Source organism: Comamonas sp. CMM02 (assembly GCF_014851485.1).
GTDB classification, from domain to species: Bacteria; Pseudomonadota; Gammaproteobacteria; order Burkholderiales; family Burkholderiaceae_C; genus Comamonas; species Comamonas avium.
This window is the reverse complement of record NZ_JACUZW010000001.1, coordinates 629,402-655,636: the sequence shown is the minus strand read 5'-3', so window position 1 is coordinate 655,636 and position 26,235 is coordinate 629,402. Positions and strand designations below refer to the sequence as shown.

The 26,235-nt window shown below is 59.3% G+C and carries 28 protein-coding genes; 12 read left to right on the top strand and 16 right to left on the bottom strand.

Annotated features, from left to right (window positions below; translation table 11 throughout):
• Window positions 1-249: 249 nt before the first annotated feature.
• Genes IB213_RS02970 through IB213_RS02945 form a run of 6 tightly spaced genes read left to right on the top strand, consistent with a single transcriptional unit; the run spans window position 250 to window position 3,852 of the window.
• The gene (locus IB213_RS02970) at window positions 250-552 is read left to right on the top strand and encodes an urease subunit gamma (protein WP_191723383.1); all 303 of its coding nucleotides are present in this window, start codon (window positions 250-252) and stop codon (window positions 550-552) included.
• A gap of 50 nt (window positions 553-602) precedes the next feature.
• Window positions 603-1,211, top strand: a complete 609-nt coding sequence (locus tag IB213_RS02965) for a HupE/UreJ family protein (RefSeq protein WP_191723382.1) — start codon at window positions 603-605, stop codon at window positions 1,209-1,211.
• On the top strand, window positions 1,212-1,349 hold the full coding sequence (locus IB213_RS02960; RefSeq protein ID WP_191723381.1) for a hypothetical protein: 138 nt from the start codon (window positions 1,212-1,214) through the stop codon (window positions 1,347-1,349).
• A gap of 4 nt (window positions 1,350-1,353) precedes the next feature.
• Window positions 1,354-1,659 carry an urease subunit beta gene (locus tag IB213_RS02955; RefSeq protein WP_192405346.1) on the top strand — a complete coding sequence of 102 codons (306 nt, stop codon included), beginning with the start codon at window positions 1,354-1,356 and terminating at the stop codon, window positions 1,657-1,659.
• A gap of 1 nt (window position 1,660) precedes the next feature.
• Window positions 1,661-3,379, top strand: a complete 1,719-nt coding sequence (ureC, locus tag IB213_RS02950; RefSeq protein WP_192405345.1) for an urease subunit alpha — start codon at window positions 1,661-1,663, stop codon at window positions 3,377-3,379.
• Between the two features lie 8 nt (window positions 3,380-3,387).
• The gene (locus tag IB213_RS02945; RefSeq protein WP_192405344.1) at window positions 3,388-3,852 is read left to right on the top strand and encodes a GNAT family N-acetyltransferase; all 465 of its coding nucleotides are present in this window, start codon (window positions 3,388-3,390) and stop codon (window positions 3,850-3,852) included.
• Between the two features lie 40 nt (window positions 3,853-3,892).
• On the opposite strand, the gene IB213_RS02940 is transcribed toward IB213_RS02945, so the two are convergent.
• The gene (locus tag IB213_RS02940; RefSeq protein WP_192405343.1) at window positions 3,893-4,375 is read right to left on the bottom strand and encodes a gamma-glutamylcyclotransferase; all 483 of its coding nucleotides are present in this window, start codon (window positions 4,373-4,375) and stop codon (window positions 3,893-3,895) included.
• 87 nt (window positions 4,376-4,462) lie between these two features.
• Between IB213_RS02940 and ureE the strand changes: the two genes are divergently transcribed.
• From ureE to IB213_RS02910, 6 genes are all read left to right on the top strand, one after another.
• Window positions 4,463-5,107 (top strand): urease accessory protein UreE, encoded by a 645-nt coding sequence (gene ureE, locus IB213_RS02935; RefSeq protein WP_192405342.1) that lies wholly within the window; start codon window positions 4,463-4,465, stop codon window positions 5,105-5,107.
• The gene (locus IB213_RS02930) at window positions 5,104-5,430 is read left to right on the top strand and encodes a multidrug efflux SMR transporter (RefSeq protein WP_192405341.1); all 327 of its coding nucleotides are present in this window, start codon (window positions 5,104-5,106) and stop codon (window positions 5,428-5,430) included. The genes ureE and IB213_RS02930 overlap by 4 nt, the downstream gene beginning before the upstream one ends.
• 4 nt (window positions 5,431-5,434) lie before the next feature.
• Window positions 5,435-6,142 carry an urease accessory protein UreF gene (locus IB213_RS02925; protein ID WP_192405340.1) on the top strand — a complete coding sequence of 236 codons (708 nt, stop codon included), beginning with the start codon at window positions 5,435-5,437 and terminating at the stop codon, window positions 6,140-6,142.
• A gap of 103 nt (window positions 6,143-6,245) precedes the next feature.
• Window positions 6,246-6,908, top strand: coding sequence for an urease accessory protein UreG (gene ureG / locus IB213_RS02920; RefSeq protein ID WP_192405339.1), 663 nt, complete (start codon window positions 6,246-6,248; stop codon window positions 6,906-6,908).
• 207 nt (window positions 6,909-7,115) lie between these two features.
• Window positions 7,116-8,189, top strand: a complete 1,074-nt coding sequence (locus IB213_RS02915; RefSeq protein ID WP_192405338.1) for a DUF697 domain-containing protein — start codon at window positions 7,116-7,118, stop codon at window positions 8,187-8,189.
• Between the two features lie 167 nt (window positions 8,190-8,356).
• A complete protein-coding gene (locus tag IB213_RS02910) occupies window positions 8,357-8,776 on the top strand; it encodes a hypothetical protein (RefSeq protein ID WP_192405337.1) in 420 nt (139 codons plus the stop codon).
• A 45-nt stretch (window positions 8,777-8,821) separates the two neighbouring features.
• Here IB213_RS02910 and arsC read toward each other — a convergent pair whose 3' ends face one another.
• The 15 genes from arsC to IB213_RS02835 form a co-directional block, all read right to left on the bottom strand.
• The gene (arsC, locus tag IB213_RS02905; RefSeq protein ID WP_192405336.1) at window positions 8,822-9,172 is read right to left on the bottom strand and encodes an arsenate reductase (glutaredoxin); all 351 of its coding nucleotides are present in this window, start codon (window positions 9,170-9,172) and stop codon (window positions 8,822-8,824) included.
• Between the two features lie 10 nt (window positions 9,173-9,182).
• Window positions 9,183-9,578: a DUF423 domain-containing protein gene (locus IB213_RS02900; protein ID WP_191723369.1), complete on the bottom strand. Its 396-nt coding sequence runs from the start codon at window positions 9,576-9,578 to the stop codon at window positions 9,183-9,185.
• 67 nt (window positions 9,579-9,645) lie between these two features.
• Entirely contained in the window at window positions 9,646-11,052 is a 1,407-nt protein-coding gene (locus IB213_RS02895; RefSeq protein WP_192405335.1) for a dihydrolipoyl dehydrogenase, read from the bottom strand.
• Window positions 11,053-11,164: 112 nt separating this feature from the next.
• Window positions 11,165-11,944, bottom strand: coding sequence for a 1-acyl-sn-glycerol-3-phosphate acyltransferase (locus tag IB213_RS02890; protein WP_192405334.1), 780 nt, complete (start codon window positions 11,942-11,944; stop codon window positions 11,165-11,167).
• A gap of 57 nt (window positions 11,945-12,001) precedes the next feature.
• The gene (locus tag IB213_RS02885; RefSeq protein ID WP_191723366.1) at window positions 12,002-13,297 is read right to left on the bottom strand and encodes a dihydroorotase; all 1,296 of its coding nucleotides are present in this window, start codon (window positions 13,295-13,297) and stop codon (window positions 12,002-12,004) included.
• Between the two features lie 168 nt (window positions 13,298-13,465).
• Window positions 13,466-14,428 carry an aspartate carbamoyltransferase catalytic subunit gene (locus tag IB213_RS02880; RefSeq protein WP_191723365.1) on the bottom strand — a complete coding sequence of 321 codons (963 nt, stop codon included), beginning with the start codon at window positions 14,426-14,428 and terminating at the stop codon, window positions 13,466-13,468.
• A gap of 2 nt (window positions 14,429-14,430) precedes the next feature.
• Window positions 14,431-14,940, bottom strand: coding sequence for a bifunctional pyr operon transcriptional regulator/uracil phosphoribosyltransferase PyrR (gene pyrR / locus IB213_RS02875; RefSeq protein ID WP_191723364.1), 510 nt, complete (start codon window positions 14,938-14,940; stop codon window positions 14,431-14,433).
• Window positions 14,937-15,344, bottom strand: coding sequence for a Holliday junction resolvase RuvX (gene ruvX, locus IB213_RS02870; RefSeq protein WP_225560974.1), 408 nt, complete (start codon window positions 15,342-15,344; stop codon window positions 14,937-14,939). Before ruvX ends, pyrR begins: the two co-directional genes overlap by 4 nt.
• 53 nt (window positions 15,345-15,397) lie before the next feature.
• A complete protein-coding gene (locus IB213_RS02865) occupies window positions 15,398-15,997 on the bottom strand; it encodes a YqgE/AlgH family protein (protein WP_191723362.1) in 600 nt (199 codons plus the stop codon).
• Window positions 15,998-16,192: 195 nt separating this feature from the next.
• The gene (locus tag IB213_RS02860; protein WP_192405622.1) at window positions 16,193-22,318 is read right to left on the bottom strand and encodes an Hpt domain-containing protein; all 6,126 of its coding nucleotides are present in this window, start codon (window positions 22,316-22,318) and stop codon (window positions 16,193-16,195) included.
• A gap of 69 nt (window positions 22,319-22,387) precedes the next feature.
• Window positions 22,388-24,622, bottom strand: coding sequence for a methyl-accepting chemotaxis protein (locus IB213_RS02855; protein WP_192405332.1), 2,235 nt, complete (start codon window positions 24,620-24,622; stop codon window positions 22,388-22,390).
• 24 nt (window positions 24,623-24,646) lie between these two features.
• Window positions 24,647-25,192, bottom strand: coding sequence for a chemotaxis protein CheW (locus tag IB213_RS02850; protein ID WP_192405331.1), 546 nt, complete (start codon window positions 25,190-25,192; stop codon window positions 24,647-24,649).
• Window positions 25,193-25,202: 10 nt separating this feature from the next.
• The gene (locus IB213_RS02845; RefSeq protein WP_192405330.1) at window positions 25,203-25,574 is read right to left on the bottom strand and encodes a PleD family two-component system response regulator; all 372 of its coding nucleotides are present in this window, start codon (window positions 25,572-25,574) and stop codon (window positions 25,203-25,205) included.
• A 28-nt stretch (window positions 25,575-25,602) separates the two neighbouring features.
• Window positions 25,603-26,001, bottom strand: coding sequence for a PleD family two-component system response regulator (locus IB213_RS02840; RefSeq protein ID WP_192405329.1), 399 nt, complete (start codon window positions 25,999-26,001; stop codon window positions 25,603-25,605).
• 62 nt (window positions 26,002-26,063) lie between these two features.
• Window positions 26,064-26,216 carry a rubredoxin gene (locus IB213_RS02835; protein WP_225214156.1) on the bottom strand — a complete coding sequence of 51 codons (153 nt, stop codon included), beginning with the start codon at window positions 26,214-26,216 and terminating at the stop codon, window positions 26,064-26,066.
• Window positions 26,217-26,235: the final 19 nt, after the last annotated feature.

Genomic DNA, 26,235 nt, shown 5'->3' with positions numbered 1-26,235 from the left:
TGTGCCACTTTGGGCCACGCACCATGCAATCCCCATGGCGGTGCAACATAAACCGATAGCCGGTGTGACTGCACTGCTTTGGCCGCACTGCGCACCAATAAAAACGGGGCCGCCAGCTGCGGTCAGCACCCTGGCACCAAATCAAGGCAGCACCCCTGCACCAAGCTAGCGCCCAGGCCGGCACTGGCACGGCTCTTGCAGAGACTGTGCAGGGCGCTGTCGCCCATTTGCACTGCACCCGATCACGCCATGGAACTGACACCCCGCGAAAAAGACAAGCTGCTCATCTTTACCGCTGCCTTGCTGGCCGAGCGGCGCAAAGCCCGTGGTCTCAAGCTCAACTACCCCGAAGCCGTCGCCTTGATCAGTGCTTTTGTGATGGAAGGCGCTCGCGACGGCAAGACCGTGGCCCAGCTCATGAGCGAAGGTCGCACCGTGCTGACGCGCGAAGACGTGATGGACGGCGTGCCCGAGATGATTCCAGATATCCAGATGGAAGCTACGTTCCCCGATGGCACCAAGTTGGTCACCGTGCACGAGCCGATTATTTGAATTTCAAGCCTTTCAGGCACCCGGCCCTTACTTCACCTGCGCTAACAGCTATGAACACCAAATATCTGATCACCACCGCCATCACGGCTGCCTCTTTCCTGCCCCTGTCTGCGATGGCTCACATCAGCACCGACGGCGGTGGCCACCACAACTTTCTGGACAGCCTGAGCCATGCCTTTGCCCACCCCTTTGGCGGTGCAGACCACCTGGCGGCCATGCTCGCTGTGGGCGCGTGGAGTGCATTGACCATGGCCAGCGCATGGCGCGCGCCAGCGGCCTTTGTTGCGCTGCTCATTGCTGGCTGTCTGGCCGGTTTTGCGGGGCTGCATATCCCGGCGGTCGAACCCATGATCGCCGCATCGGTGCTGGTGCTGGGCCTGCTGGTGATGGTGCAAAAGAAAATGGCCTGGGGCGCAGCGGCCGCACTGGCCGGTGTATTTGCCTTCTTTCACGGTGCCGCCCACGGCTACGAGCTGGCCCAAGACAGTGCGCTGGCCGCACTTGGTGCCATTGCGGGCATGGCCGCTGGCTCTGCCTTGCTGCACCTCTCGGGCATCGTGCTGGGCCACGCAGTCATGCAGCGCCACCAGGTGATTGCCAAGCTGGCTGGCGGGCTGACTGCAGCACTGGGGGCCTTCATGCTGACCCGCCTGGCTTAAATGAAACGCCACACTGCCCCGCCGTACAGCGCTGCCGCAAGGCAGGCGACGGTGGTGGTGTGGGCCATCTCCGCGCTGATGCAGCGCCAGTTATTGATAAGCCGTGCCATGCACTGCGCGGCATTGCGCCAAGGATAAAAGCATGATTCCCGGTGAAATTTTGGTGGATGCAGGCGCACATGTCCTCAACCCCGGCCGCCCGGTTACGACGCTGCTGATCAAAAATGCCAGCGACCGGCCCATTCAGGTCGGCTCTCACTACCACTTTGCAGAGACCAATGCCGGGCTGGAGTTTGACCGGCAGGCTGCGCACGGCAAACGTCTGAACATTGTCAGTGGCATGGCTGTGCGCTTTGAGCCAGGCCAGCAGCGCACGGTAGAGCTGGTCGATGTAGCCGGTGACCGCCAGATTTACGGCTTTCGAGGCCTGATTCAAGGAGCACTTTGATATGGCCACGATGGACAAGCGCGCCTACGCCGAAACCTTTGGCCCCACCGTGGGCGACCGTGTGCGGCTGGCCGATACCGAGCTGATCGTTGAGGTTGAAAAAGACTTCACACTGGCCGCTGGCGGCTATGGTGAGGAAGTGAAATTTGGTGGCGGCAAAACCATCCGTGACGGCATGGCGCAAAGCCAGTTTTCACGCGCCCAAGGGGCCATGGACACCGTGCTCACCAATGCCCTCATCGTCGACCACTGGGGCATCGTCAAGGCCGACATTGGATTGAAAGGCGGGCGCATTGCTGCCATCGGCAAGGCCGGCAATCCGGACACCCAGCCGGGGGTGGACATCATCATTGGCCCGGGCACAGAAATCATCTCCTGCGAGGGCAGCATCGTCACCGCAGGCGGTATTGACACCCACATCCATTTCATTGCGCCGCAACAGATTGAAGAGGCTCTGACCAGTGGCGTGACCACCATGATTGGCGGTGGCACCGGCCCCGCCACCGGCACCTTTGCCACCACCTGCACGCCCGGTCCGTGGAACATGGAGCGCATGCTGCAGGCGGCCGATGCCTTCCCGATGAATCTGGGCTTTCTGGGCAAGGGCAATGCCAGCCTGCCGCAAGGCCTGCACGAGCAAATCAGCGCGGGGGCCATAGGCCTGAAACTGCACGAAGACTGGGGCAGCACGCCAGCGGCCATCGACAACTGCCTGACGGTGGCCGAAGAGACCGACACCCAGGTGGCCATCCACACCGACACACTCAATGAAAGCGGCTTTGTGGAAGACACGGTGGCCGCCTTCAAGGGCCGCACCATTCACACCTTTCACACCGAAGGCGCGGGCGGCGGCCATGCGCCCGACATTCTGAAAGTGGTGGGCGAGGCCAACGTACTGCCCTCATCCACCAACCCCACTCGGCCCTACACCATCAACACGCTGGACGAGCATGTGGACATGCTCATGGTCTGCCACCATCTGGACGCTGGCATTGCCGAAGATCTGGCCTTTGCCGAAAGCCGTATCCGCAAGGAAACCATTGCAGCCGAAGACATCCTGCACGACATCGGTGCCATCAGCATGTTCAGCTCTGACAGTCAGGCCATGGGCCGCGTGGGTGAAGTGATTTTGCGCACCTGGCAGACCGCGCACAAAATGAAGCAGCAGCGCGGTGCATTGAGCGGTGACGGCGCACGCAATGACAACTTCCGCGTCAAGCGCTACATCGCCAAATACACCATCAACCCGGCCATTGCCCACGGTATCAGCCACGAGGTGGGCAGCATTGAGGTGGGCAAGTGGGCCGACATCGTGATCTGGAAGCCCGCGTTCTTTGGCGTCAAGCCTGCCGTCATCATGAAGGGCGGCTTCATTGCCATGGCCGCCATGGGCGACCCCAATGCCTCCATCCCCACGCCACAGCCTGTGCATTACCGCCCCATGTTCGGCAGTTTTGGCGGTGCGTTGACCAGAACCTCGCTGACCTTTGTGTCACAAGCTGGTCTGGCCGCAGGCATTGCAGAGCGGTTTGGCCTGCTCAAGACGCTGTCTGCCGTCAAAGGCATACGCGGCGTACAAAAGCAGCACATGATCCACAACGATCTGGCCCCCCGCATGGAGGTGGATGCGCAAACCTACGCTGTGCGCGCTGACGGACAGCTGCTGACGTGCGAGCCTGCCACCAGCCTGCCCATGGCGCAGCGCTACTTCTTGTTTTGAGCCATGCCATGACCGCTTTTCGATTTGAACTGGATGCAGCGCGCGACCCTCGCGTCGTGGCCTTTTTGCGTGCACACCTGGAAGATATGCACCGCGTATCGCCCCCAGAAAGCGTGCATGCGCTGGATACAGCGCAATTGCGCCTGCCTGGCATACGCTTTTGGACGGCATGGGCGCAGGATGCGCTGGTGGGTAGCTGCGCACTCAAGACCATTGACAGCGCACACCTTGAACTCAAGACCATGCGTATCGACGCCAAGCACCGCGGCACCGGTGCCGCGCAGCAATTGCTGGATTTTGTTCTGACGCAGGCACAGCTAAGTGGCGCACAGCGAATCAGTCTGGAGACGGGAAGCCAGGACTTCTTTGTGCCTGCACGCCGCCTGTATGCCCGCAATGGCTTTGTGCCCTGCGCGCCTTTTGGCAGCTACCAGCCAGACCCCCACAGCTGCTTTATGAGCCGTGTTATTTAACCTTCCACGCTCACATGCCAGGGCCGCACCCAGCCGGTCTTCAGGTTGCTGCAGACCCCGGTGGCACACCTTTGCTCTGGTACCAGGCCAGCCAGTCGCTGGCTGCAATCACCGGTGCCTGCTGCACCGTGCCGGGCAAGGCTTCATAGACCAGCAACGCCATCATCTTCGTGCTGCCACTGGTCAAGGCCACGGGCAGCGTGACGATACGTTTGGTGTATTCGCCCGTGTTTTGCGGCCAGATGCCTTCGTACCCGTCCAGCACTTGCTCCAGCGCGTGATCCAGCGGATACACCTCGGCCAGCACCTGCTGTGTGCCTTGAAAAATCAGACCCGGGTACCAGCCCAGATCATGCAGCGTACCCGTCAAGGTGGTACGGCCTGTGCTGATGATGCCGGGGCGCAGGCGTGCTATTTCATTGACACCACCGGCGCGCAGCGTGCCGTACACGGCCACATGGTCCACGCCACAAGGCTGCCAGTCGGATTTTTTCTGAAGAGAAAGCGCAGTAGGGGTTGACATGTTTGTCATGCTATCGATTGAAACAAAGTGCTGTCGAATGCATAAAGCACGCCAGCTTGTCGCACTTCTTTGAAAAGTCAGAAACCAATGTTGACCGCAAACAAACTCCTTGCCCAGGGCCATGGCCTGGCCAGCGTACTACTCAAACGTGCAGCCACCGTGGAACTCGACTGGGATGTCCGCCAGAAATCACGCTTTGCAGCCACGGACAGCCAGGGCCGTGAGCTGGCTGTTTTTCTGCCCCGTGGCCAGGCCGTGCGTGGTGGTGATGTGCTGGTGGCCGAGGATGGCTCCATGGTGCGTGTGATTGCAGCGCCGCAGAAAGTGCTGCACATCACGGCCTGCGCTGTGCACGGCAGCCCTTTTGATCTGGTGCGCGCCGCCTACCACTTGGGCAACCGCCATGTGCCGATTGAGCTGCAGCCCGATCACCTGAAGATTGAGCCCGACCATGTGCTGGCCGACATGCTGCGCAGCATGCACATGACCGTGGTACAGGCTGATATGCCTTTTGAGCCTGAAGGCGGTGCCTACGGCGGCCATGTGACCCATGATGGCCACAGCCACCATGGACATGGGCACAGCCACGCACAAGATCATCACCACGACCACGACCACGACCACGATCACGGGCATGCACATTCCCACGATCACAGCACCTGTGAGCACCCGCACGAGCAGGCATGCCATGCCCATGGCACGCATGTACACAGCAAAGGCGGTGGCGGATGAGCTGGGTCTTTTTGATTGCAGCCGGTCTGTGCGAAATCTTTTACGCAGCCGCCATGCCACGCACTGAAGGTTTCACCCGGCTGTGGCCCAGCCTGTTTTGCGGGGCCTTCATTGCGTCCAGCATGTATTTGCTCTCGCTGGCCACGCGCACCATTCCCGTAGGTACGGCCTATGCCGTATGGGTAGGCATCGGTGCCGTTGGCACGGCCGTTTACGGCATGCTGGCTCTGGGAGAAGACCGCAGCGTTGCACGCATGGCCTGCTTTGGCTTGATCCTCATGGGTATTGTGGGTTTGAAGCTCCTCACGCTGCGCGGGGAATAAGTGCATGAACACACCTGCACCGCCCCTCACCCCGGATTGCTTTTTGCAGTTGATGTGGCTGGCCTCGCCAGCACTGCCCATTGGTGGTTTTTCCTACTCTGAAGCTCTTGAATCTGCAGTCAATGCAGCACTGGTAGCCACGGAATCAGAAGCTTGCAGCTGGCTGGTTGCGCAATTGCACCTGAGCCAGTCGCGCGCAGATATGGCGGCCATTGCGCAAGCCATGCCCGCATGGGCCAGCCGTGACACATCGCGCCTTGCAGCACTCAATGCATGGGTGCTGACCACACGCGAAAGCAGTGAGCTGCGATTGCAGACAGAGCAAATGGGCCGCTCTCTGATCGAATGGCTCAAGAACCGCTATGCCGATGACGCTGCAGCCATGCAGCAAACGAGCTGGCTGGCTGCCCAGGATGCCAGCTACCCCATGGCATTTGCGCTGGCCGCCACGCTGACGGGTGCAACAGCACGCAATGCACTGCTGGCCTACACCTTTGGCTGGGCCGAGAACATGGTGCAGGCAGCCATCAAATCTGTGCCCCTGGGGCAAAACGCTGGCCAGCGCATTCTGGCGCGGCTGACCGCAGACATTCCTGCCGCTGTCGAGCACGCCTTGGCGTTGCCTGATGGGCAGCGCCAGGCTTTCTCACCCATGCTGGCCATCCTCTCTGCGCGGCACGAGCACCAGTACTCCCGGCTGTTTCGCAGCTAAAAAAGCTACGCCATGCCTGCCCAGACGCTGTCACGCCCCCATCACCCAGACCACCACCCGGCCTGATTTTTTATTTCCCCCATTTCTGATGACCTGAACCGCCATGACTTCTGCACTGCACCACATTCCCCTGCGTACCAAGAAGCTGCCACCTCTGCGCGTCGGTATTGGTGGGCCCGTTGGCTCCGGAAAAACCACCATTCTTGAAATGCTGTGCAAGGCCATGCGCGACAAGTGGGACCTGATCGCCATCACCAACGACATCTACACCAAGGAAGACCAGCGCCTGCTGACCATCAGCGGCGCGCTGCCCGCCGAGCGCATCATGGGCGTTGAAACCGGAGGCTGCCCGCACACGGCCATTCGTGAAGACGCCTCTATCAACCTCGAAGCGATCAACCGCATGCTGGGCCAGTTCCCGGATGCAGACATCATCTTTATCGAATCTGGCGGCGACAACCTGGCAGCCACCTTCAGCCCCGAACTGTCAGACCTGACGATTTACGTCATCGACGTGGCAGCGGGTGAAAAAATTCCGCGCAAGGGCGGCCCCGGCATCACTAAAAGTGATCTGTTTGTCATCAACAAAACCGATCTGGCTCCACATGTGGGCGCCAATCTGGACGTCATGCGCAGCGATACCGAGCGCATGCGCAATACGCGCAAAGGCATGAAGCCGTTTGTGATGACCAACCTCAAAACACTGGAAGGGCTGGATACGGTGATTGCTTTCATCGAAAAGCAGGGTTTGCTGCACAGCGCCTGAATGTTTCACACCGGCCGCACCACGCGCGAAGAGCCGCTAGCTGCACCCAGCCCAATACAGGTTTTCAATGAAGATAAGGCGTGAATGAAGCGCCAGATAGCACCAGCGATACGACCCGATGAAACAGCGACGTATCGAAGGCGGAGTCAGCAGCGCCAACGGCACTCAGGCACACTGGATGCCGTTTTGATTGAGAGAACTGACACCATGACACGCTTCACTTCACGCCTGCTCTGGATCTGCGCTACCGGTTTTGTGGCGTGGAGTGCTGTGTTTGCCGTGGCCATGGTCAGCCAGCTGGCCGATGCCGCAGACCGCTTGCATGCCGGCGCGGGTCAGCCCGTCTTCTGGAGTCTGCTCGGCCTGCTGACCGCTACCGTGCTGGTGCCTACGCTGTGGCTGCTGCGTCTGCCCGCCGCTCTGCGCTTTCCCGCAGAAGGTGATGAGGCGGCCACCACAGAGTACCAACAGCGCCTGCGGGCACATCTGGCACGCAGCAGCCATCTGGCGGGCCAGCCGCTGAACAGCGATGAAGAAGTCATGCACGCCCTTGCCCGCTTGCGTGATGCGGCGGAAGTCGAAACCCGCCGCACGGCAGCCAGTGTGCTGGCCAGCACCGCTTTGCTGCAAAACGGAAAGCTCGATGGCTTGGTCGTCCTGGTCAGCCAGATTCAGCTGGTATGGCGCATTGCTCGCATCTACGGTCTGCGCCCATCCCTTCAACAAATGAGCTATCTGTACAGCAACGTCGGCGCTTGCGTGCTGATTGCCAGCAGTCTGGACGACGTCGATTTTGCAGAGCTGACCGCGCCCATCGTGCAATCGGCTACACCTGCGGCCGTGGGCAGCATTCCCGGGCTGGGTGGCATGGGCAACTTGCTCACCAACAGTCTGGCCAGCGGTGCTGCCAATGCGTTTTTGACATTGCGCGTAGGCTTGATTGCCGATGCTTACTGCGCCCCTCAGCAAGCGCCAGAGCGCCAGGCTGTCAAACAAGGAGCCACCCGCCGCGCCGCACAGATGCTGGGCAGCATCGTCAAGGACTGCGGCACACAAATCACGCAGGCCGTTTATGGGCGTATCAAATCCAGCGTGGTGCACACCGCACAGGCAGCTGCAGACAGCGTCATGCAGGCTGGCCGCTCTGTCGGTTCGGCCACACAGTCGGCAGTGCACGCTACGACCCAGAGCCTGAGTCAGGCTGCCGCGCAAGTGCGTGACTCCACCACATCAGTCACCCAGCGTTTGCAGCAATCTATCAAGCCCAAAGACAAGCCCTGATTTTTTTGAATTTTTTGGAGGACCTCTAGCGTTGATTGCTGGATGCCTGCTTCTGGATGGGCGCGCTTGAATGCAAAGAGCACCGTGCTTAACATGCAGCCATGCACACCCGCCCTACACCTCTGACTTGGCAAAGCACGGTTTTGTGGCTTGCTTGGTGGCTTGCTTTGTCCCTGTACCCACTTGCCAGCCAGGCGCAGGCATACCGCTGTGGCAATAGCTACAGCAGTGCACCCTGTACGGGTGGTCAGGCCGTAGAAGTCGAGCCTGCGGTCAATATGTACCCCAGCACCACAGGCAACGCCGCAAGCGGCATGCTGCCCGCAAGCTCACACCAGAAGAACTATCGCCAGGAAGACAAAGAAACCCGGGAGTGGCAGCGCGCAGAGCGTGAGCTGGACAAGGCACAGGCAGCGCCGCCACCGCAACGCCAAGGGCGACCCAATACCGCCAAATGTGAAGCGGCCAAGCAGCGCATCAAAAAGATTGATGAGCTGGCACGCCGCGGTGGCTCGGTCAAACTGATGGAGCGCCTGCGCGAAGACCGCCAGAACACCCGCGACTGGCAATTTCGCTCCGGCTGCTAAGGCTGGTGCATGGCTTGTTGCCTGTGGCGCAGGCGCGGCAAAACCTTAAAGCAGCTCCAGCACTTTCTCGGGCGGGCGGCACAGCGCAGCCCCTTTGGGGGTGACCACAATCGGGCGGTTGAGCAATGCGGGGTGCTGCGCCAGCGCCATGATGATGTGGGCGTCGCTCACCGCCGGATTGTCCAGACCCAGCTCCTTGTACGCCGCTTCTTTGGTGCGCAGCAGCTGCCGCACCGGCACGCCGACATGCGCGACCAGTTCCGCCAGTTCTACCGCCGTCAGCGGCGTGGCGATGTAGTCCACGATATTGGGTTCGAACCCGCGCTCGCGCAGAATGTCCAGGGCACCGCGCGAATTGCTGCAGCGGTTGTTGTGAAAAATGGTGATATCGCTCATGGGCGCAAGTTTAGGCCTTGCGCGCCGCTTTAAAGCCACCCACGCCCAAAGCCAGCCAGGCCAGCATCAGACTGGTTCCGCCCCAAGGCACCAAGGGACGAAAAGCTTCTATGCCGGTGAAAGTGCGCAGATAAATCAGGCCGCTGAACAGCAACACACCCAATGCAAACAAACCGCCTGCAGCGCAAAGCCAGCGATTGCCCAGACCCTGGATGCTTAAAACTCCCACCCCCAGCAACGCCAGTGCATGAAACAGCTGCTGCTGCACCGCCATGTGCAGCGTGCTGCGCGTAGCTTCGCGCAGCACCGGGTCGGCAATAAAGCCCAGCCCGTGCGAGGCATAGGCGGCCATGCCAACACCGGTCATACCCAGCACTGCCGCCAGAGGAATCCAAAACTTGCGCATACGCTGCATCCTGTTTTTTAAAGCCACAAATCATGTGCCCGCAAGACTGTCAAAACAGCCTGCGCAGTCACGCCTTGCGCAAGCTGCGGCGCATCTCGCGCAAGGCGGTATCAATCATCTCTTCCATGCTCGGGTGGTAGTACGGCAGCTCCAGCATGGTGTTGACCGTTTCTTCGCGCTGTACCGCCCATGCCAGCTGGTGGGCCAGGTGCTCACCGCCGGCGCACATCAAGCTTGCACCCAGCAAACGCCCTGAGCTGCGCTGCGCATACAAGCGCAAGATATGGTGCGGCGCTTGCATGAGTTTGGAGCGGCCACTGCCCGGGCCACGCACCGTACCTATCACCACATCTTCTGGCAGTTGATCAAAACGCGTGCCCACTTCAGCAATGTCGGGGTCGCTGAACACAATCGACATCGGCACCGTACGATGACGCTCAGGTAGATTTTTCCAGTCCCCATCACCCAAGGCGCGCAGCGCTTGCTGTGCTGCCAGCGTGCCTTCATGCCCAGCCTCATGCATGAGGGCACGGTGCGCTGAAACATCTCCCGCAACAAACACCTGACTACCTGCACAGCGCAAGCTGTCGGCCTCCATGTGCGGACGACCTTTGTCATCCAGCTGCACCCCTGCTTGGGCAATATCCAGCCCCTGCCAGCGTGGCTTGCGGCCCAGTGCCGCCAGCAGGTACTGTGCGCGGTGGCGCAAAGGCCCCGCCTGCATCAGTACGCCGTCGCCGTCGCGGTGCACCGTAATCTGCGCCTCGCTCAATGCCAGAGGCAGTTGTTGCGAGAAATAGTCGGTGGCTGCCTGCGCCACCTCGGGGTCTGCAATTTTGGCCAGAACGGGCGAGCGCCCCGCTGCTGCCACCTGCACGCCCAGGCGTGACAAGGCCAGCCCCATCTCTAAACCAATCGCACCCAGCCCCATTACGGCAACGCTGCGTGGCAATTGCGGAAGATAAAAAAGCTCATCGGTAGTAATCAAAGCCTGGCCCAGCTCAGCCTGCAGACCTGCGGGCCTGACTGCTTGCGAGCCAGTGGCCACCACAAAGGCCCGTGCCTGTACCTTGCGCCCATCACTCAATGCCAGCGTGTCAGGTGCGACAAAGCGGGCCGATGCCTGCAGCAAACGCTCGCCGGCCAGCTGGTGCACATTGCGCACATTGCCATCCACCAGTTCGTCGCGCACGGCCAAGGCTTGCTGCCACAGCTGCTGGGGGGTGGTGTGGCCTGCAGGCAGTTGCGCTGATGCACCTTGCGGCAGCAGACTTTGCAAGGTGCTCCAGCGCTTGCCCGCATACAGCGCGGCCTTGGAGGGCATGCACCCCACACGGGCACAGGACGTACCCAGTGGCCCCTGGTCAATCAGTACGGTGTCAGCCCCAGCGCGGTGAGCCGTGCTGAATGCATGCATTCCTGCTGTGCCTGCGCCAATCACGGCCACATCCACATGGATGGTGTCAGAAGTCATGGTTTGCCCTCTCTGGATTGCCTGCCGCCACTCAAGCGCCGTCGCTGCTGCAGGCAATGTAGTGAATATGCTGCCACCTTACCCCAGCCCACCGAAGGTTGTCGTGCTGTGGTCAGCGCAGCTTGGCCACTGGCTCGACAGACTCAGTGGCAGGCTGGCGCAGCGCCTCTACACATGTACGCAAATCACCGGCCCATGCACGGCGGTCACGTCCACTGGCTTTTTCTGGCGTGCCATAGCGCACCACAGCCACCAGATGGTCTGTCTTGAGTGTGCGCCACAGGCTGCGCACTATCGGTTCATCCTGCCATGCCTCACAAGGCGCGTAAGAAGCTTGCCCCGTGCGGGCATCCACAAACGTCATGCCGACAGGTTGAATGGGTACATCGGCATCAATGGCCGCTTGCAGCGTGTTTCCGTAAAACGGCAGCAAGTCACGGCCATTGCCCACGGTGCCTTCTGGAAAAACGGCCAGACTGTCGCCCTGCTGCAAGGCCTCTGTCATGGTTTGCACAATGCGCTGGGTCTCGCGGCGTGAACCACGCTGGATAAACAAGGTTCCTACCGCACGTGCCAAATGGCCCACCAAAGGCCACTGGGCAATCTCGGCCTTCGAGACAAAACGGCAGTAACGCGCAGCGTGCAACGTAGGAATGTCCAGCCAGGACTGGTGATTGGCCACCCAGAGCACAGGGCTGGTCGCAATTGGCAGGCCTTCAACCTGCAATGCAATGCCTGCTTTGCGAAGAAACCCCTGGGCCCAGTGCTCCACCAGGCGCTGCTGCGCATGGGCATCCAGATGGTTGAAACCGTTGCGCACGAGGCGTATGCCTTGCACGATATGCCACAGCATCCGCACCAGTCGCCGCGTTGCACGCCAAGTTCCAGCCATCCAGCCTATTCCTTCAGTGGTTGTTGATCGACGCGGTCTTCACCAGCTTCTGGCACATCACCCGCGCTCAAAAGCCACATGGCCGTTCACCAGCGTCAGCTGCACACGTGCGGGCATCTCGTAACCGTTAAACGGTGTGCACTTGCCCTGACTGACCAGTTCTGGCGCTGCCACGGTCCACGCAGCTTTCGGGTTGACCACGCACAAGTCAGCCACACCACCTTCCACCAGTTGCCCCAAACTGGCTTGCAAAGTGCCCAGAGCACCACCCAGCACGCGTGCCGGGGCAGCGGTGACCACCTCCAAAGCGCGCGCCAGAGGGATTGCGCCGTCTTGCGACCATTTCACGGCCAGCGACAAAAGCAGCTCGACACCGGTAGCTCCCGCTTCTGCTTCGGCAAAAGGCAGCACCTTGGCATCGTCATCTACCGGGCAATGGTCAGACACCAGCGCATCGATGGTGCCATCGGCCAAGGCGCCAGACAATGCATCGCGGTCACGCTGCTGGCGCAAAGGCGGTATCAAACGTGCGCTGCTGTCAAAGTAGCCAATATCGTTTTCGGTCAGATGCAGCGAATTGATGGAGACATCCGCCGTGATGTTCAAACCTTCGGCCTTGGCCTTGCGCACCAGCTCCACGCCAGCAGCGCTGGAGATGCGGCACAGGTGTACGCGGGTTTGGGAGCCACGGATCAGTTCAAAAATCGTGTGCAGCGCAATGGTCTCGGCAGCCACTGGCACGCCCGACAAACCCATGCGCGTGGCCAGCGCGCCGCTGGCGGCAACACCCTTGCCCAGATCTTTGTCCTGCGGGCGCAGCCATACGGCATACCCAAAGGTGTTGGCATAGCTCATGGCACGGCTGAGCGTAGTGATGCTGGGCAAGGGCACATCGGCCTGACCAAACGCCACGCAACCCGATTCCGTCAACTCGGCCATCTCGGTGAGCACTTCACCTTGCAAGCCCTTGGTCAGCGCACCCATGGGGAACAAGCGCGACTGGTGCAAATTCTCAGCGCGCAGCTTGAGCATTTCAACCAGGCCCTGCTCATCGAGCACAGGCTCGGTATCCGGCAGACACACCAGGCTGGTCACCCCGCCGGCCACGCTGGCCGCCATTTCAGACTGCAGCATGCCTTCATGCTCGTGGCCAGGCTCGCGCAAGCGCACAGCCAGATCCACCAGACCGGGCAGAACCCACAGGCCCGAAGCGTCCACCACGCGGTCCGCCTCAAAGCCAGCAGGTGCCTGGCCAATCGACACCACACGGCCAGCCGCTACGGCGACATCACAGATTTGGTCCAACCCGCGGGCGGGATCCATCACGCGACCGTTTTGAATCAAGATTTTCATGGATTCACACCAAATTGGCTGCCAGCCCTTATGTACCAAGCGCTAACAGCGATAAACATATTTTTCACTTTCACACCCCCTGGACGCGATGGTGTCACTGCCCTTGCCGCTGCCTGCAGCAAGAGCAGCTCGAGAGCGCGCAGCGCCTCAGGAGGATGGCTTGACATGTCAGGCTTCGTTGCCTGCAACGATCGACATCACAGCCATGCGCACAGCAATACCAAACGTCACCTGTGAGAGGATCACGGCCTGCGGTCCATCCACCACGGCGGAGTCAATCTCCACGCCACGATTGATTGGGCCCGGGTGCATGACGATGGCGTCAGGCTTGGCCAGCTCCAGGCGCTTTTCCGTCAGGCCAAAGCTCTTGAAATACTCTTGGCTGGAGGGCAGCAGCGCACCGCTCATGCGTTCGTTTTGCAGGCGCAGCGTGATGATGACGTCGCAGTCCTTGATGCCTTCTTCCAGATTGTGAAAGACGCGCACGCCCATGCTGGCCATGTCGGCGGGCACCAGCGTACGTGGGCCTACCACGCGCACTTCGGCAGCGCCCAGCGTGGTCAGCGCATGGATATCGGAGCGCGCCACGCGCGAGTGCAGCACGTCACCCACAATCGCCACGCGCAAGTTGGAGAAATCCTTCTTGTAGTGACGGATGGTGTACATGTCCAGCAAGCCCTGCGTCGGGTGGGCATGACGGCCATCACCGGCGTTGACCACGTGCACATGCGGGGCCACATGCTGGGCAATCAGGTAAGGCGCACCCGATTCGCTGTGGCGCACCACAAACACATCAGCAGCCATGGCCGAGAGATTGTCAATGGTGTCCAGCAGCGTCTCGCCCTTGCTGGCCGAGCTGCGCGCGATGTCCAGATTGAACACATCGGCCGACAGACGCTTGGCCGCAATTTCAAACGTGGTGCGTGTGCGCGTGCTGTTTTCAAAGAACAGGTTAAACACGCTCTTGCCACGCAGCAGCGGTACTTTTTTGACTTCGCGGTCGTTGACGCTGACGAAGTTGCTGGCCGTATCCAGAATCTGCGTGAGAATGTCTTTGGTCAGACCTTCAGTGGAGAGCAGGTGAATCAGCTCGCCGTTCTTGTTCAGTTGGGGGTTGCGCTTGTACAGCACGTTTAAACCTCTTTGACTTCGAAGTGGAAGGTGCCGTCGTCACTGCGTGCCAGCGCCAGCGACTGGCTGGCAGGCAGCGCCACACGGGCGGCGGCAAATTCGGCGGCCACAGGCAGCTCACGGCCACCACGGTCCACCAGCACGGCCAGCCGCACACAGGCAGGGCGGCCGTAGTCATACAACTCGTTCAGGATGGCGCGTACGGTGCGCCCGGTGTAGAGCACATCGTCCATCACCAGAATGTCGGCATCGTTAACATCAAAATCGATCTGAGTTTGCACGCTTTGCGACATGCCTCGCTGCGCAAAATCATCGCGGTGCAGCGCAGACGACAGCACACCAGCACTGCCCTGCAGCCCCAAGTCTTTGTGCAAACGTTCCGCCAGCCACGCCCCGCCGGAGGCAATGCCCACCAGTTGCGTGTTCGGGCCCATCAGGCTGCGCACGCCGCGCAGCAACTCACGGTACAGGGCCTCGGCATCCAGCACCAAAGAACCAGCGGAAAGACTCATGCAATGCTCCTCAAAAATTGCTCCAAGATGATGCAGGCCGATGCAGCATCGGCATCTTTGGCACCGCCGGCCAAGGCTTCGGTGGTGCTGTAGCGTTCATCAACTTCATAAACAGGCAGGTTGAAGCGACCGCGCAGCTGACGGCCAAACTTCAGCGCCTTGACCGTGTTTTCGTGCGGATTGCCATCGGGGTGGTACGGCACGCCAATGACCAGCGCTTGTGGCTGCCACTCCTTGATCAGTTTTTCGATCGCGGCAAAGCGTGCATCGGCGCCTTCGGCCTTGATGGTGGGCAGCGGACTGGCCGCGCCAAACACGCGGTTGCCGGAGGCAGCGCCCGTGCGCTTGGTGCCAAAGTCAAAAGCCAGAAACTGCTGAATGTGCGCAGGACATTGCGCAGGCATGTCCACGGCCTGTGCAGCAGCGTTGCTGGGCCGTGTGTCAGAGGTACTGGTATTCATGCGCGTCCTGCGTCGGGAGACAGCATCCAGGGCTGCAGCCCCAGCAGGCCCATGGCCTTGTTGTAACGCTCTTCAACCGGGGTCTCAAAGATGACTTGCGGATCTGCATCCACCGTCAGCCAGGTGTTTTCGCCCAGCTCTGACTCCAGCTGCCCCTCGCCCCACGAGGCATAGCCCAGCGTCACCAGCACACGGCGTGGGCCAGCTCCATGGGCAATGGCCTCGAGCACATCTTTGGATGTGGTCATTTCCAGCCCGCCAGGAATAGTCATGGTGGAGGCGTAGGCCGACTCGTCGTCCTTGGCGCCTTCAATGATGATGGGGTCGTGCAGCACAAAGCCTCGGTCGGTTTGTACGGGGCCACCGCGCAAGACCAGATCATCTTGCAAATCCTGGCGACCCAGAGGCAGATCGATTTTGTGCAGCAGCGCTTGCAGAGTCAGCGTGGAGGTCTTGTTGATGATCAGACCAAGCGCTCCGCGCTCGTTGTGCTCACACAAATACACCACGCTGCGGGAAAAGGACTCATCTTCCAGACCGGGCATGGCGATCAGAAAATGGTGCGTCAGGTTGATGGACACAGAATCAGCGGGCATAACTGTGCATTTTAACGGTGAACCGCTCCAGCAATCACGCTGTGAGCTAAGCCCTTGGGTCCTGCACACATACGGCACAAATCAACAAAAAGAGAGCTATCAACGCTTGTAATCATTAGTTTTCAATGTACTTTGCATTGCAAACTCAATAAACACATGCGCTGACAGCTCTCTTTTTCAATACAACCTCTGTCGTCAGCTGGTACTGGCGGTCTCCATGGTGGCCGCAGCATGTGCCACGGGCAACCCTTGACCCGCCGCGTAATGGTGCACCAGACCCATCAGCTCTTCGTCGGAGTACGGTTTGCCCAGATAGTGGTTGGCCCCCAGCTGCATGGCGTGATCACGGTGCTTTTGTGCAGTGCGTGAAGTGATCATGATGATGGGCAGCTGCTGCAACCGCTCTTGTGCGCGGATATTGCGCAGCAAGTCAAAGCCATCCATGCGCGGCATTTCAATGTCTGACAACACCACACAAGGCACTTCGTCTTGCAGCTTCTCCAGCGCCTGCAGACCATCGGCGGCCGTCACCACCCGGTATCCCTCGCGCTGCAGCAAGCGCTGAGAGACCCGGCGCACGGTGATGGAGTCATCCACCACCATCACCAAAGGCACCTGGCTGGAAGACGCCAGACCCGCCACCGTGCCCGGCGGCACAGCTTCACCCTGCAGCTGCTTGGCGGTCTGTGCATCTAGCAGCGCTGGCAAACCTTGACCCAGTTGGTGAATCTGCTCGCCATACACCGCGGTCAACGCTACCGGGTTGTAAATCAGCACCACCGCGCCCGATGCCAGCACAGACATGCCCGTCAACCCCGGCAGACGCGACATTTGCGGGCCCAAATTTTTCACCACCACTTCCTGGTTGCCCAGCACTTCATCCACGTGCAGCGCAATACGCTGTGCTGCACTGCGGAAAATGATCACAGGCCGCGTCTTGCCAGCCGCAACGTCCAGACTGCGCGGTGACTGGCTCCAGACCGCACCTGCCCAGAAGAATGGAATGCGTGCATCGCCATCGAGCAGCTCGCCACTGCGATAGGCCGCCTCCAAATCACCCAGGCTGACACGGCGCACCATTTCAACCAAGCTGGCCGGCACGCCCACCGAGAACTCCCCTGCGCGCAGCATGACCACTTGCGTCACAGCAGTCGTCAAAGGCAGCACCAAGCGAAATGAAGAGCCCTGACCTTCCTCACTGCGCGTTTCAATCCGGCCACCCAGCGCCTGCACCTCTGTGCGCACCACATCCATGCCGATGCCGCGCCCCGACACCCCTGTCAGTTGTTCTGCCGTGGTAAAGCCCGGCATCAGTACCAGCTGCGCAGCGCGGGCTGCGTCCATGGGTTCATCTGCGGCAATCAGCCCCAGCCCCAGCGCCTTGTCTCGAATACGAGCCACATTCAGGCCAGCACCATCGTCCTGAAAAGTCACAGCAACGTCATTGCCTGACTGCTCCACCTGTACATTGATCGTGCCCGTTACGCTCTTGCCTGCTGCCTTGCGCTGCTCTGGCATTTCAATACCGTGGTCCACGCAGTTGCGCAGCAAATGCTCAAACGCCGGCACCATGCGATCGAGCACACCGCGGTCCATCTCAATCGTTCCGCCAGACAGCCCCAGCTTGACCTGCTTGCCCGTTTCCTTGGACGTCAGACGCACCACGGCGTACAGACGCTCGGAGATGGAGTCAAATTCCACCATGCGCGTGCGCAGCAAGTCACGCTGCAGTTCACGGGCCTGGCGGCCCTGAGCAATCAGATCGTCTTCAGCACCCGTCACATCCCGCAGCAAAGTGCGCTGCACCGTGGCCACGTCATTGACAGATTCGGCCATCATCCGCGTCAGCTCCTGCACGCGCGTAAAGCGGTCGAACTCCAGCGGATCAAAATCAGCGCCGGCTTCCTTGGACAGCTGCATGCGCGACTGCATCTGCGATTCGGCCTGCACCTCAATATCACGCAGTTGCTGGCGCAGACGATCCAGGTTGTGGGTCAAGTCACCCAGAGATGCCTTGATACTGCCCACACGCTCATCCAGACGCGAGCGAGCTATCAGCACTTCACCGGCCTCATTGATCAGCCGATCCAGCAAATTGGAACGCACCCGCACCGTGGGCTGTGTACCCTGGCGCGCGGCCACCAATGCGGGTTTGGTCCACGCTGCAGCCACTGGCAATGGGCTGGGCGCCAGACTTGGCGCTGTCTCAACCGGTTGCGCTAGATCTGCCACTACCGGCGGCAGTGCTGCATCAGCCGCTGCCGCAGGTGCCTGCTCCAGCGCTTGCACCTCAGGCTGCACCTGCCAAGGTGCTGCTTGTGCCTGCGCATCCATTGCACGCAGCACATTGAAATTGGCATCAATGGCATCCAGGCTCGCAAACAATGGCTCAATCTGCTCTGTCGTGGCCGCGTCCACATCCAGTGCCTCCAGGGCCGACTCAAGCCGATGCGCCATCTCGCCCATGCGCATCGCCCCTGCCAGGCGCGCACTGCCTTTAAGCGTATGCAAGGCACGCAGCAATGAACTGCGCGCCTCCAGTCTGGTGGGGTGCGCGGCCCAGTCGCGCATGGCACCACCCATTGTCGGCAGCAACTCAACGGCCTCTTCTTCGAAAATAGGAAAGAGGTCGGAATCAATCACATCAACGGCGTCAATATCGTCGTCTTGCGATGCCGTCAAACCCACGGCCACAGTTGGCGCAGCACCGCCACTCGGCACTTCTGCACGCGGCGCAAGAGCCTGTGCGCCATCTTCATGCAGCACAGGCGCCTGCACGGTCTGTGCAACAGCGCTGGGCAACGCCAGCGGAGTCAGTTGCACCTGTGCTTGCAAGATTTGCTGCAACTGCGCCAGCACCTCGGGTGAGGCGCTGCGCAAAAAGCCAGCCGCAAATTGGTGCAGCAGCCCGCGAACTTCTTCTGCCGCCTGCACAAAGCACTGCACCTGTGCAGCCACGCCATGCGTCTGCGGCTGAACGTGCTGCAGCGCATGCTCCAGCTGCCGGGCCAGACCCGACAATGCAGAAAACCCAACCGTTGCAGAGCTTCCTGCCAGAGAGTGCGCCCACGCAATCACCATGTTCGGCTGTGGTTCGTCCAAGTTCTCTTGCCAGGCAGTCAGTGCATCCAGCAAACGGAAAGACCATGTCTCGGCCTCACCCAGATAAACATTGAACAAAGGCAGCGCAATCGACAGATCACCAATTTGCTTGGTCGCTGTGACTGGCTCAGGCACTGTCTCAGGAGACGATTCAGCCTCAAGCGACATATGATCGAACACCGCTTGGGCACTGACCACTGGTTCGGCTTGCTCAACATTTGCAAGCACATCTGCTGCCACGGCTTGAGCTTCTGCTTCTGCTTCTGCTTCTGCTTCTGCTTCTGCTTCTGCTTCTGCTTCTGCTTCTGCTTCTGCTTCTGCTTCTGCTTCTGCTTCTGCTTCTGCTTCTGCTTCTGCTTCTGCTTCTGCTTGAGCTTCTGCTTGAGCCAGTTCTATTTTTTCTACGCCATCTGCCTGCGGCGCCAATGCTGCAGCTGGCTCATCTTCGGCAGGAGACAGGATGGGGGCTGAAACACCATCGCCTGCAGCCTGCAGCAAAGCATCGAACTCATCAAAGCTAATTTCTTGCGCCTCGGTGACCACAGGCGCTGCAGCCCCCACATCATCGAAATGATCCAGTGACAACGCAAACTCTGCAGTCTCCAGCGCTGTCGCCGAAGGAATTTCTTCATCGATGGCAGCAGTGGCAATCTCCTGCAAAAGCACCGGCTCAGAAATACTTTGCGTCAGCGTCTCTGTCAAAGACAGATCATCTGCTGCGCAGTGCTGTTGTGATTGAATCGTGCCGACTGGCTCAGCGACACCGCTTGCAGCCTCGCCTTGCACGGCAGCCATATCCAGCGTGATGAAGCGGGACTCCAGCCGCATGGCATCTGCACTGGCCCTGAAGGGTGCTGACTGCCACTGCGTGGCTCCATCCTTCTCAATGGCATTGACCCAGGTTTCAAATCCATTCAACGCCTGCAACGCCAGTTGCTGCATAGGCTGCGGCATGGCTTTTTGCTCAGCCAGCCATGCATTGAGCATTTGCTCCATGGCCCAGCCAGCCTGGCCAAAGTCATCCAACCCGACCATGCGTGAACTGCCCTTCAAGGTGTGAAAGGCACGGCGCAAAACCGTTTGCTCACTCAAGTTGGCAGGCTCTTGAGCCAGCCCCTGCAAAGCAGCTCGACCACTGTCCACCACCTCGCGGGCTTCTTCCAGGAAAATGCCAAGCAATTCGCTGTCAGTATCTTCGTCTGCCACCTGCAAAGCGGCTGCAGCCTCTATCGCTGCGTCAGCCTGAGCAGGCAGTACCGCCCCCTCAGACTCTCCTGCCTTAGACTGCGCGAGCATGGTCGGCTGCGCGATGTTTTCAGCGGTTTTCTCCGCTTGTGCAGGTTCACCCTGAGACAGCACCACAGGCTGCACAATTTGCTCCACGCGTGCCTGCACCACCTCCGAGACGGATTTCTGCCCCTCATCACTGGAGCGCACGCGCACACGCCCCATCAACAGTTTGAGTTCACCCTCGTTTTCATCGAACTCATACAGCTTGCGCGCCATGTTGCGCTGGTAGCTGAGCATGTCGATCAAAAACCCGAGAGCACCCAGGCTATTGCCCATTTTTTCAAACAGTACCTGCTGCTCTGCCTCGGGCACATCCTCTGACTGCAAACGCTCCACGTTCTGGCGCATGCGCACCATGGCCTGCGACGCAGGCTCCAGCCCCAAGACAGACAGCACACCCCGCATTTGCGACAAATGTGACGCCACGGGTGACAGCACGGCAGTGTCTGCCGGGTTGCGGAAATACTGATCCAGCAGCTTCTCGGCTTCTGCCAGAGTTGCGCGCAGCTCTCCAAGCACACTGCCCATGGTTTGCTGATCGCTCACTTGCCGGTACAGCTGCTCCATCCACGGTGCCAGTGGCTGCGAAGCGTGGCCTGCCAATACAGAGGTCAGGCGATTGGCCAACGTTTCGCCATGCAGTGCCATCGCTGAGTCTGCAATATCCAAAGAAGCAAACGCGGCCTGCAAATAGAGCACCGAAGTTGCAACTTCCATCGCTACTTCTGCAGAGGGCGGCTGCCCTTTGGCTGCCACGCTGTGCACGACCTGCATCAAGGCTTTAGCCAGAACATGGCTCTCAGGGTGCAATTTGGCCAATGAGTCACACACCAGCGTGAATTGATCCACCGCCGGCTTGATCTTGCTGACATCTCCCCCCGCCAGGCTCGACCAGATTTCTGTGGCCGTCGCAATCCGCTTGCGCGCTTGCGTCAGTACAGCAGGATCAAATCGACCAAAATGCGCCCGCTCATAATCTACGACTGCATGCCGCTGCAAGCCAAAACTGGCGTAGACAGCCTGCCAGATCGTGGCGTTTTTTGCGGCTTCTGCGCCGGTCCCGGCCTGGGCACAAAAAAACAGCATGTCCTGCAACAGCCGTTCAGGCGCAACGGGTTCGCCCTTGGCCAAGGCAGCACACACCATCAGTACCCGAGAAGCCATGCGTTTGGCGTAAATATCTTCGTTGAGCAGCCCGTGGGCCATGGCATCGAAATAGGCCGCCGCCACCTTCCAGAAAATGCGCATGGACATTTCGGACTGCGCTTGCGCAAAACCCAGACAAACGTCGCGCACGCGTGAGCTGGCTGCTGCAATGTCCTGACCCTTCACAATTTGCAGCACCGCTGTGTCTAATATCTTGCGTTGCTCTGGCACATAGCCCAGCGCTGGAACGTCGCAAGGCAAATCGGGGTCGCGCAACCTGCGCTCGATCGGCCACAAATCTGCAGGGTGCACCTTGCCTTCGTTACCGTACAAGGCCTGTATATCTCGATACTGAGGAAATAAGGACACCGCAGAAATGCGCTTGCCTGCCAGCACTGTTTCTAAAAACTCCAGCACTGCAAAACTGGATTTTTCCAAGGTCAGTGCAACAGCCTCGGTGCAATCACGGGGGTTTTGTACGTAATGCTGCACGGCGGTTTCCATGGCCCGCAACAGCAAAGCGACCTGCGGCATCCCGACCATCTCCAGGGCACCACAGGCTTGGTGCAACTGCTGCTTGGCCATGCGCAGCGGGCTTCCGTCCAAAGCAGCCAAGTCTGAATCTCGCACCTCCTCGGCTTCTCTGACAAAACGGCGAGTGGCTTTGACCGCACCATCCAGCGACTTGCGCAGCTCATCAAGCACCCATGCCAATGGGCCTAAATCTTGATCCCCTTGAGAGGCATTGCCTCCCGTTGGTGCAGTGACTTCAGTGGGTAACATCATCCATCCTTGGCTTATCTCTGCCGTGATTGCGTGCGAAAAATGTCATTGCCGCCATATACGGGAGACTCAGTCGATTTTGAATCGAGATACCGATTGCCGCAGCTCTTCGGCCATGTGTGCCAGGTCACGCACCTGCTCTGCGGTGGTGCGTGTACTGTCACCAGTTTGCTCTGTCACAGCGAAAATGTGCTGGATATTGCCCGCCACATCGTTGGCCAGCGCAGCTTCACTTTGCGTGATGTACGAAATTTGTTCAATCAGCTCAGCCAAGCGGCGTGAGACCCGATCAATTTCACTGAGCGCCGTACCCGCTGAGTCAGAGAGTTTGGCCCCCTCCACCACACCCTGGGTTGAGCGCTCCATCGCGGCCACTGCATCCTGTGTATCTGTCTGAATGGTTTTAACCAGCGCAGAAATCTGGCGTGTCGCATCAGCAGAGCGCTCCGCCAGACGCTGAACTTCTTCCGCAACGACCGAGAAGCCTCGACCTGCCTCGCCTGCAGAGGCTGCTTGAATAGCAGCATTCAGCGCCAGCACGTTGGTTTGCTCGGTAATGTCAGAGATCAGCTCTGTGATTTCGCCAATTTCCTGGGACGACTCGCCCAGGCGTTTGATACGTTTGGAGGTTTCTTGAATCTGGTCACGAATGGCATTCATACCCCCAATCGTGTTTTGCACCGCTTGCTGGCCCTGCTCAGCCGCCTGCAGGGACTGGCGCGCCACGGTGGCTGATTCTTGCGCCTGACCTGACACCGTATTAATACGTGAGGCCATGTCGAGAATCGATTGACCTGTTTCACGAATTTCACGCAACTGCTCTGCAGAAGTGGCCAGCAGCTCAGACGATGTGCTGTCTACCTGTGCAGTGGTTTTAGCCACCCGTGTCGCGGTGTTCTGCACACTACCTACCAGCAATCGCAGTTCTTCGACCGTGTAGTTCACAGAGTCAGCAATCGCCCCGGTAATGTCTTCCGTCACCGTTGCCTCCTGGGTCAAGTCACCCTCGGCCACGTTTTGCAACTCGTTCATCAGCCGCAAGATAGCCGCCTGGTTGGCGTCATTGACACGCTTGGCTTCTTGCTCCTGGTGGCGTGCATCGCGCTGCTGCTGCTCTGCAAGCTCTTGACGCTGGCGGCTGTCCAGCAGTTGCACCCGAGAAATGCCTACACCGCAAGCCAGCACAAACAATCCCAGCAGCACCAGCAAGGCCATCTGCCCTGCAGAAATACCAGCCTGGCCTGACAGCTTGGTTTGCAAGTTCTCCAGTTGCAGGCGCAGTGGCTCACTGTCTGTAATGATGGCATTTTGTGCTTCACGAGCGGCTACCAGCCCCTGCAAATTACCCAAAATTGCCGTAGATTGAACGCGTGTTTGTTCATATTCTTCCAGCATCGCGGCCAGTTGCTCGCGCACCTGTGGGTCCCGTGCAGCTGGCAAACGCAGTTCTGCACTTCCCTTGAAGAGTCCCTCTGCCAATTCCTTGAAAGAATTGAGGTCACGGCCCAGCAAAAACACCGCTTCAGGGCTAATACCATCAATGGTTTGAAACTCGTTGGCAGACTTGCCAATACGCTGTGTCAGCATCAGCAACTGGCTCGATGCCGCGATCTCTGCAGGAGATGCACCCATCTGTAATTTGCTGTTGGCTACCGCTTCTGCCAGCTCCAGCAAACTGGAAGACTGGCGATTGATAGAGCGCAAAGCATCGCCTGCCTGTATCAGGACGTCCTTTTGAGCCAGCACCGCTTTGGCATTGTTTTCGGCCCGCTGTGCCAAGGTGCTGACAGAACCCAGATCCGCTTCAAACGACGAATCCACGCTTTGAACACCGAGCTCAGCATCCCCCTGAGCCAGAGCCCGCACATTGCGCCCCAAAACAGCTGCGCTGTCCTTGAGCTCCACAAACGCCTGCTCTTTGCCAAGCAAGGCCTGGGTCACCGATTTCGCCAGACGCTGTGACTGCATCAATGACTGGCCTGTTGCAGCCAGTTGCTTGGCAGAGCGATCGGCCTGCTGCAGCACCCAGCCGGCAACCAGCGCCAAAAGCACAATACCCAGCGCCACCATGGTCAGCAAACGTCGCTGGTGGGTGGTGGCAGGTGCGGGACCGAGCAAAGGCAGATGAATATCACTCTGCTCCAGAGTCATTTCATCCATCAAATTCGTGTCCTGAACGCTCTGCAGCGTGTCCGCACTCAGCATGTGCTGCGTGGAGTCATCCGCGCCTACCGCTGCCAGCCTGTCCTCTTCACCCTTGGATTTACGACGAAAAATACTGCTGACCTGTTGGAATAAAGACATGCTCAACCTCAAAGAATCAAAAGATCAGAGACGAATGCTCAGGAATTCCGGGGACTGCACCAACTGATGCAATTGCAAAACCTGCCAAACGCTGCCGGCGCTATCTGTGTAGCTGCTAGCACCGACCATACCCGGCTGCGCCTGTTCGGGCTCCTGCGCTGCCTCAACAGCCGTCAAGATAAAGTCATCCGCACTGCGCAAGCCCATCAGACGATCGACCACCAAAGCCACATTCACTTGCAAGGCTGGGTTGATCGTCAACAGGCTGACCTCATGCAAAGATTGCTCTGTGCGCTCGATGGGATGCCCAAGGTATGCGCACAGATCAACGACTCCAGCCAAACTTCCACGCAGGTTGGCCACTCCCCAGAACCATGAACTGGTATAGGGCACGCGCAAAACGCCTGACCAGGAAAAAATTTCGCCCGCCTGCTCGAGAGGCAGCAAATAGTTACGCCCGCCCACCTGGACAGCCAGCCAGCTTGCCCCAAGGGAAGTGTTGGTACGCGCTGCTTGCAGACGGTCTGCCAGGCGCGTCTGCAATTCACGCAGCGCTTGTCGATTGGCCATGGCTATCCGCTTACGCGTTGTTCAGTGCGGCAATCTTGGCTTGCAGCTCAGTGGGATCAACAGGCTTGGTGATGTAGTCACGAGCACCCTGCCGCAAGCCCCATACCCGGTCGGTTTCTTGATTCTTGCTGGTGCACATGATGATGGGCACGTCAGCGTAGTTGGTGTCACGCGCAATAGAGCGCGTCAGTTGAAAGCCGTTTTGGCCCGGCATGACCACATCCATCAAGATGAGATCCGGCTTGTCTTCACTCAAGCGGGCAATGGCTTCTTGCGCATTCTCCGCAGTGCGCACTTGATAGCCCTGCTTTTGCAGCAAGTCCGTCAGATACATCAACTCGGTTTTCGAGTCATCCACAACCAATACCTTTTGAATGGACATGGCCCTCTCTCCTCTCGTTTTATTAGATTCAGACAACAACAGGCGCAACACGGCCAAACTGCTGCACCGCTTGCAGCAGCTGGTCTTTTGTAAATGGCTTGGTGAGATATTCCTGACAGCCGACCATGCGGCCACGCGCCTTGTCAAACACCCCGTCTTTGGACGAGAGCATGACAATCGGCGTGTCAGAAAAATGGGGGTTGCGTTTGATGATGGCGCACGTCTGATAGCCATCCAATTTCGGCATCAGGATGTCGCAGAAAATCAGCTGGGGCTGAAAATCATTGACCTTGGCCAGTGCATCAAAGCCATCGTCGGCAAGCAGCACTTCGTGGCCGCCTTGCTTGAGAAAGATTTCCGCGCTTCGGCGAATGGTGTTGCTGTCATCCACGACCAGCACTTTGAAGGATGCTCCTGCTGTACTCAATTTGAAACGCCCCCTGGGTTATAAAAAATCCCCAACAGGGCTGTACAGCACCTGTCGTCCTCTCAAATTTCGACCATCTCAAATTCTGATTTACTGACGGCACATTCGGGGCATGTCCAGTCATCTGGCACATCTTCCCACCGGGTCCCTGCTGGTATGCCGTGTTCAGGGTCACCCACCGTCTCGTCATACATCCAGCCACAAATCAAACACATCCAAGTTTTAGGGTCAGTC

Excerpts from the sequence above, each read along its gene's own strand:
- IB213_RS02855 (WP_192405332.1), bottom strand. The coding sequence starts at position 24,622 with ATGTCTTTATTCCAACAGGTCAGCAGTATTTTTCGTCGTAAATCCAAG.
- ureG (WP_192405339.1), top strand. The coding sequence starts at position 6,246 with ATGACTTCTGCACTGCACCACATTCCCCTGCGTACCAAGAAGCTGCCA.
- IB213_RS02945 (WP_192405344.1), top strand. The coding sequence starts at position 3,388 with ATGACCGCTTTTCGATTTGAACTGGATGCAGCGCGCGACCCTCGCGTC.
- IB213_RS02850 (WP_192405331.1), bottom strand. The coding sequence starts at position 25,192 with ATGGCCAATCGACAAGCGCTGCGTGAATTGCAGACGCGCCTGGCAGAC.
- IB213_RS02865 (WP_191723362.1), bottom strand. The coding sequence starts at position 15,997 with ATGCCCGCTGATTCTGTGTCCATCAACCTGACGCACCATTTTCTGATC.
- IB213_RS02895 (WP_192405335.1), bottom strand. The coding sequence starts at position 11,052 with ATGACTTCTGACACCATCCATGTGGATGTGGCCGTGATTGGCGCAGGC.
- IB213_RS02970 (WP_191723383.1), top strand. The coding sequence starts at position 250 with ATGGAACTGACACCCCGCGAAAAAGACAAGCTGCTCATCTTTACCGCT.
- arsC (WP_192405336.1), bottom strand. The coding sequence starts at position 9,172 with ATGAGCGATATCACCATTTTTCACAACAACCGCTGCAGCAATTCGCGC.
- ureE (WP_192405342.1), top strand. The coding sequence starts at position 4,463 with ATGTTGACCGCAAACAAACTCCTTGCCCAGGGCCATGGCCTGGCCAGC.
- IB213_RS02930 (WP_192405341.1), top strand. The coding sequence starts at position 5,104 with ATGAGCTGGGTCTTTTTGATTGCAGCCGGTCTGTGCGAAATCTTTTAC.
- IB213_RS02915 (WP_192405338.1), top strand. The coding sequence starts at position 7,116 with ATGACACGCTTCACTTCACGCCTGCTCTGGATCTGCGCTACCGGTTTT.
- IB213_RS02925 (WP_192405340.1), top strand. The coding sequence starts at position 5,435 with ATGAACACACCTGCACCGCCCCTCACCCCGGATTGCTTTTTGCAGTTG.
- IB213_RS02860 (WP_192405622.1), bottom strand. The coding sequence starts at position 22,318 with ATGTTACCCACTGAAGTCACTGCACCAACGGGAGGCAATGCCTCTCAA.
- IB213_RS02890 (WP_192405334.1), bottom strand. The coding sequence starts at position 11,944 with ATGGCTGGAACTTGGCGTGCAACGCGGCGACTGGTGCGGATGCTGTGG.
- ureC (WP_192405345.1), top strand. The coding sequence starts at position 1,661 with ATGGCCACGATGGACAAGCGCGCCTACGCCGAAACCTTTGGCCCCACC.
- IB213_RS02960 (WP_191723381.1), top strand. The coding sequence starts at position 1,212 with ATGAAACGCCACACTGCCCCGCCGTACAGCGCTGCCGCAAGGCAGGCG.
- IB213_RS02845 (WP_192405330.1), bottom strand. The coding sequence starts at position 25,574 with ATGTCCATTCAAAAGGTATTGGTTGTGGATGACTCGAAAACCGAGTTG.
- IB213_RS02955 (WP_192405346.1), top strand. The coding sequence starts at position 1,354 with ATGATTCCCGGTGAAATTTTGGTGGATGCAGGCGCACATGTCCTCAAC.
- IB213_RS02965 (WP_191723382.1), top strand. The coding sequence starts at position 603 with ATGAACACCAAATATCTGATCACCACCGCCATCACGGCTGCCTCTTTC.
- IB213_RS02940 (WP_192405343.1), bottom strand. The coding sequence starts at position 4,375 with ATGTCAACCCCTACTGCGCTTTCTCTTCAGAAAAAATCCGACTGGCAG.
- IB213_RS02885 (WP_191723366.1), bottom strand. The coding sequence starts at position 13,297 with ATGAAAATCTTGATTCAAAACGGTCGCGTGATGGATCCCGCCCGCGGG.
- ruvX (WP_225560974.1), bottom strand. The coding sequence starts at position 15,344 with ATGCCTGCGCAATGTCCTGCGCACATTCAGCAGTTTCTGGCTTTTGAC.
- pyrR (WP_191723364.1), bottom strand. The coding sequence starts at position 14,940 with ATGAGTCTTTCCGCTGGTTCTTTGGTGCTGGATGCCGAGGCCCTGTAC.
- IB213_RS02900 (WP_191723369.1), bottom strand. The coding sequence starts at position 9,578 with ATGCGCAAGTTTTGGATTCCTCTGGCGGCAGTGCTGGGTATGACCGGT.
- IB213_RS02835 (WP_225214156.1), bottom strand. The coding sequence starts at position 26,216 with ATGTGTTTGATTTGTGGCTGGATGTATGACGAGACGGTGGGTGACCCT.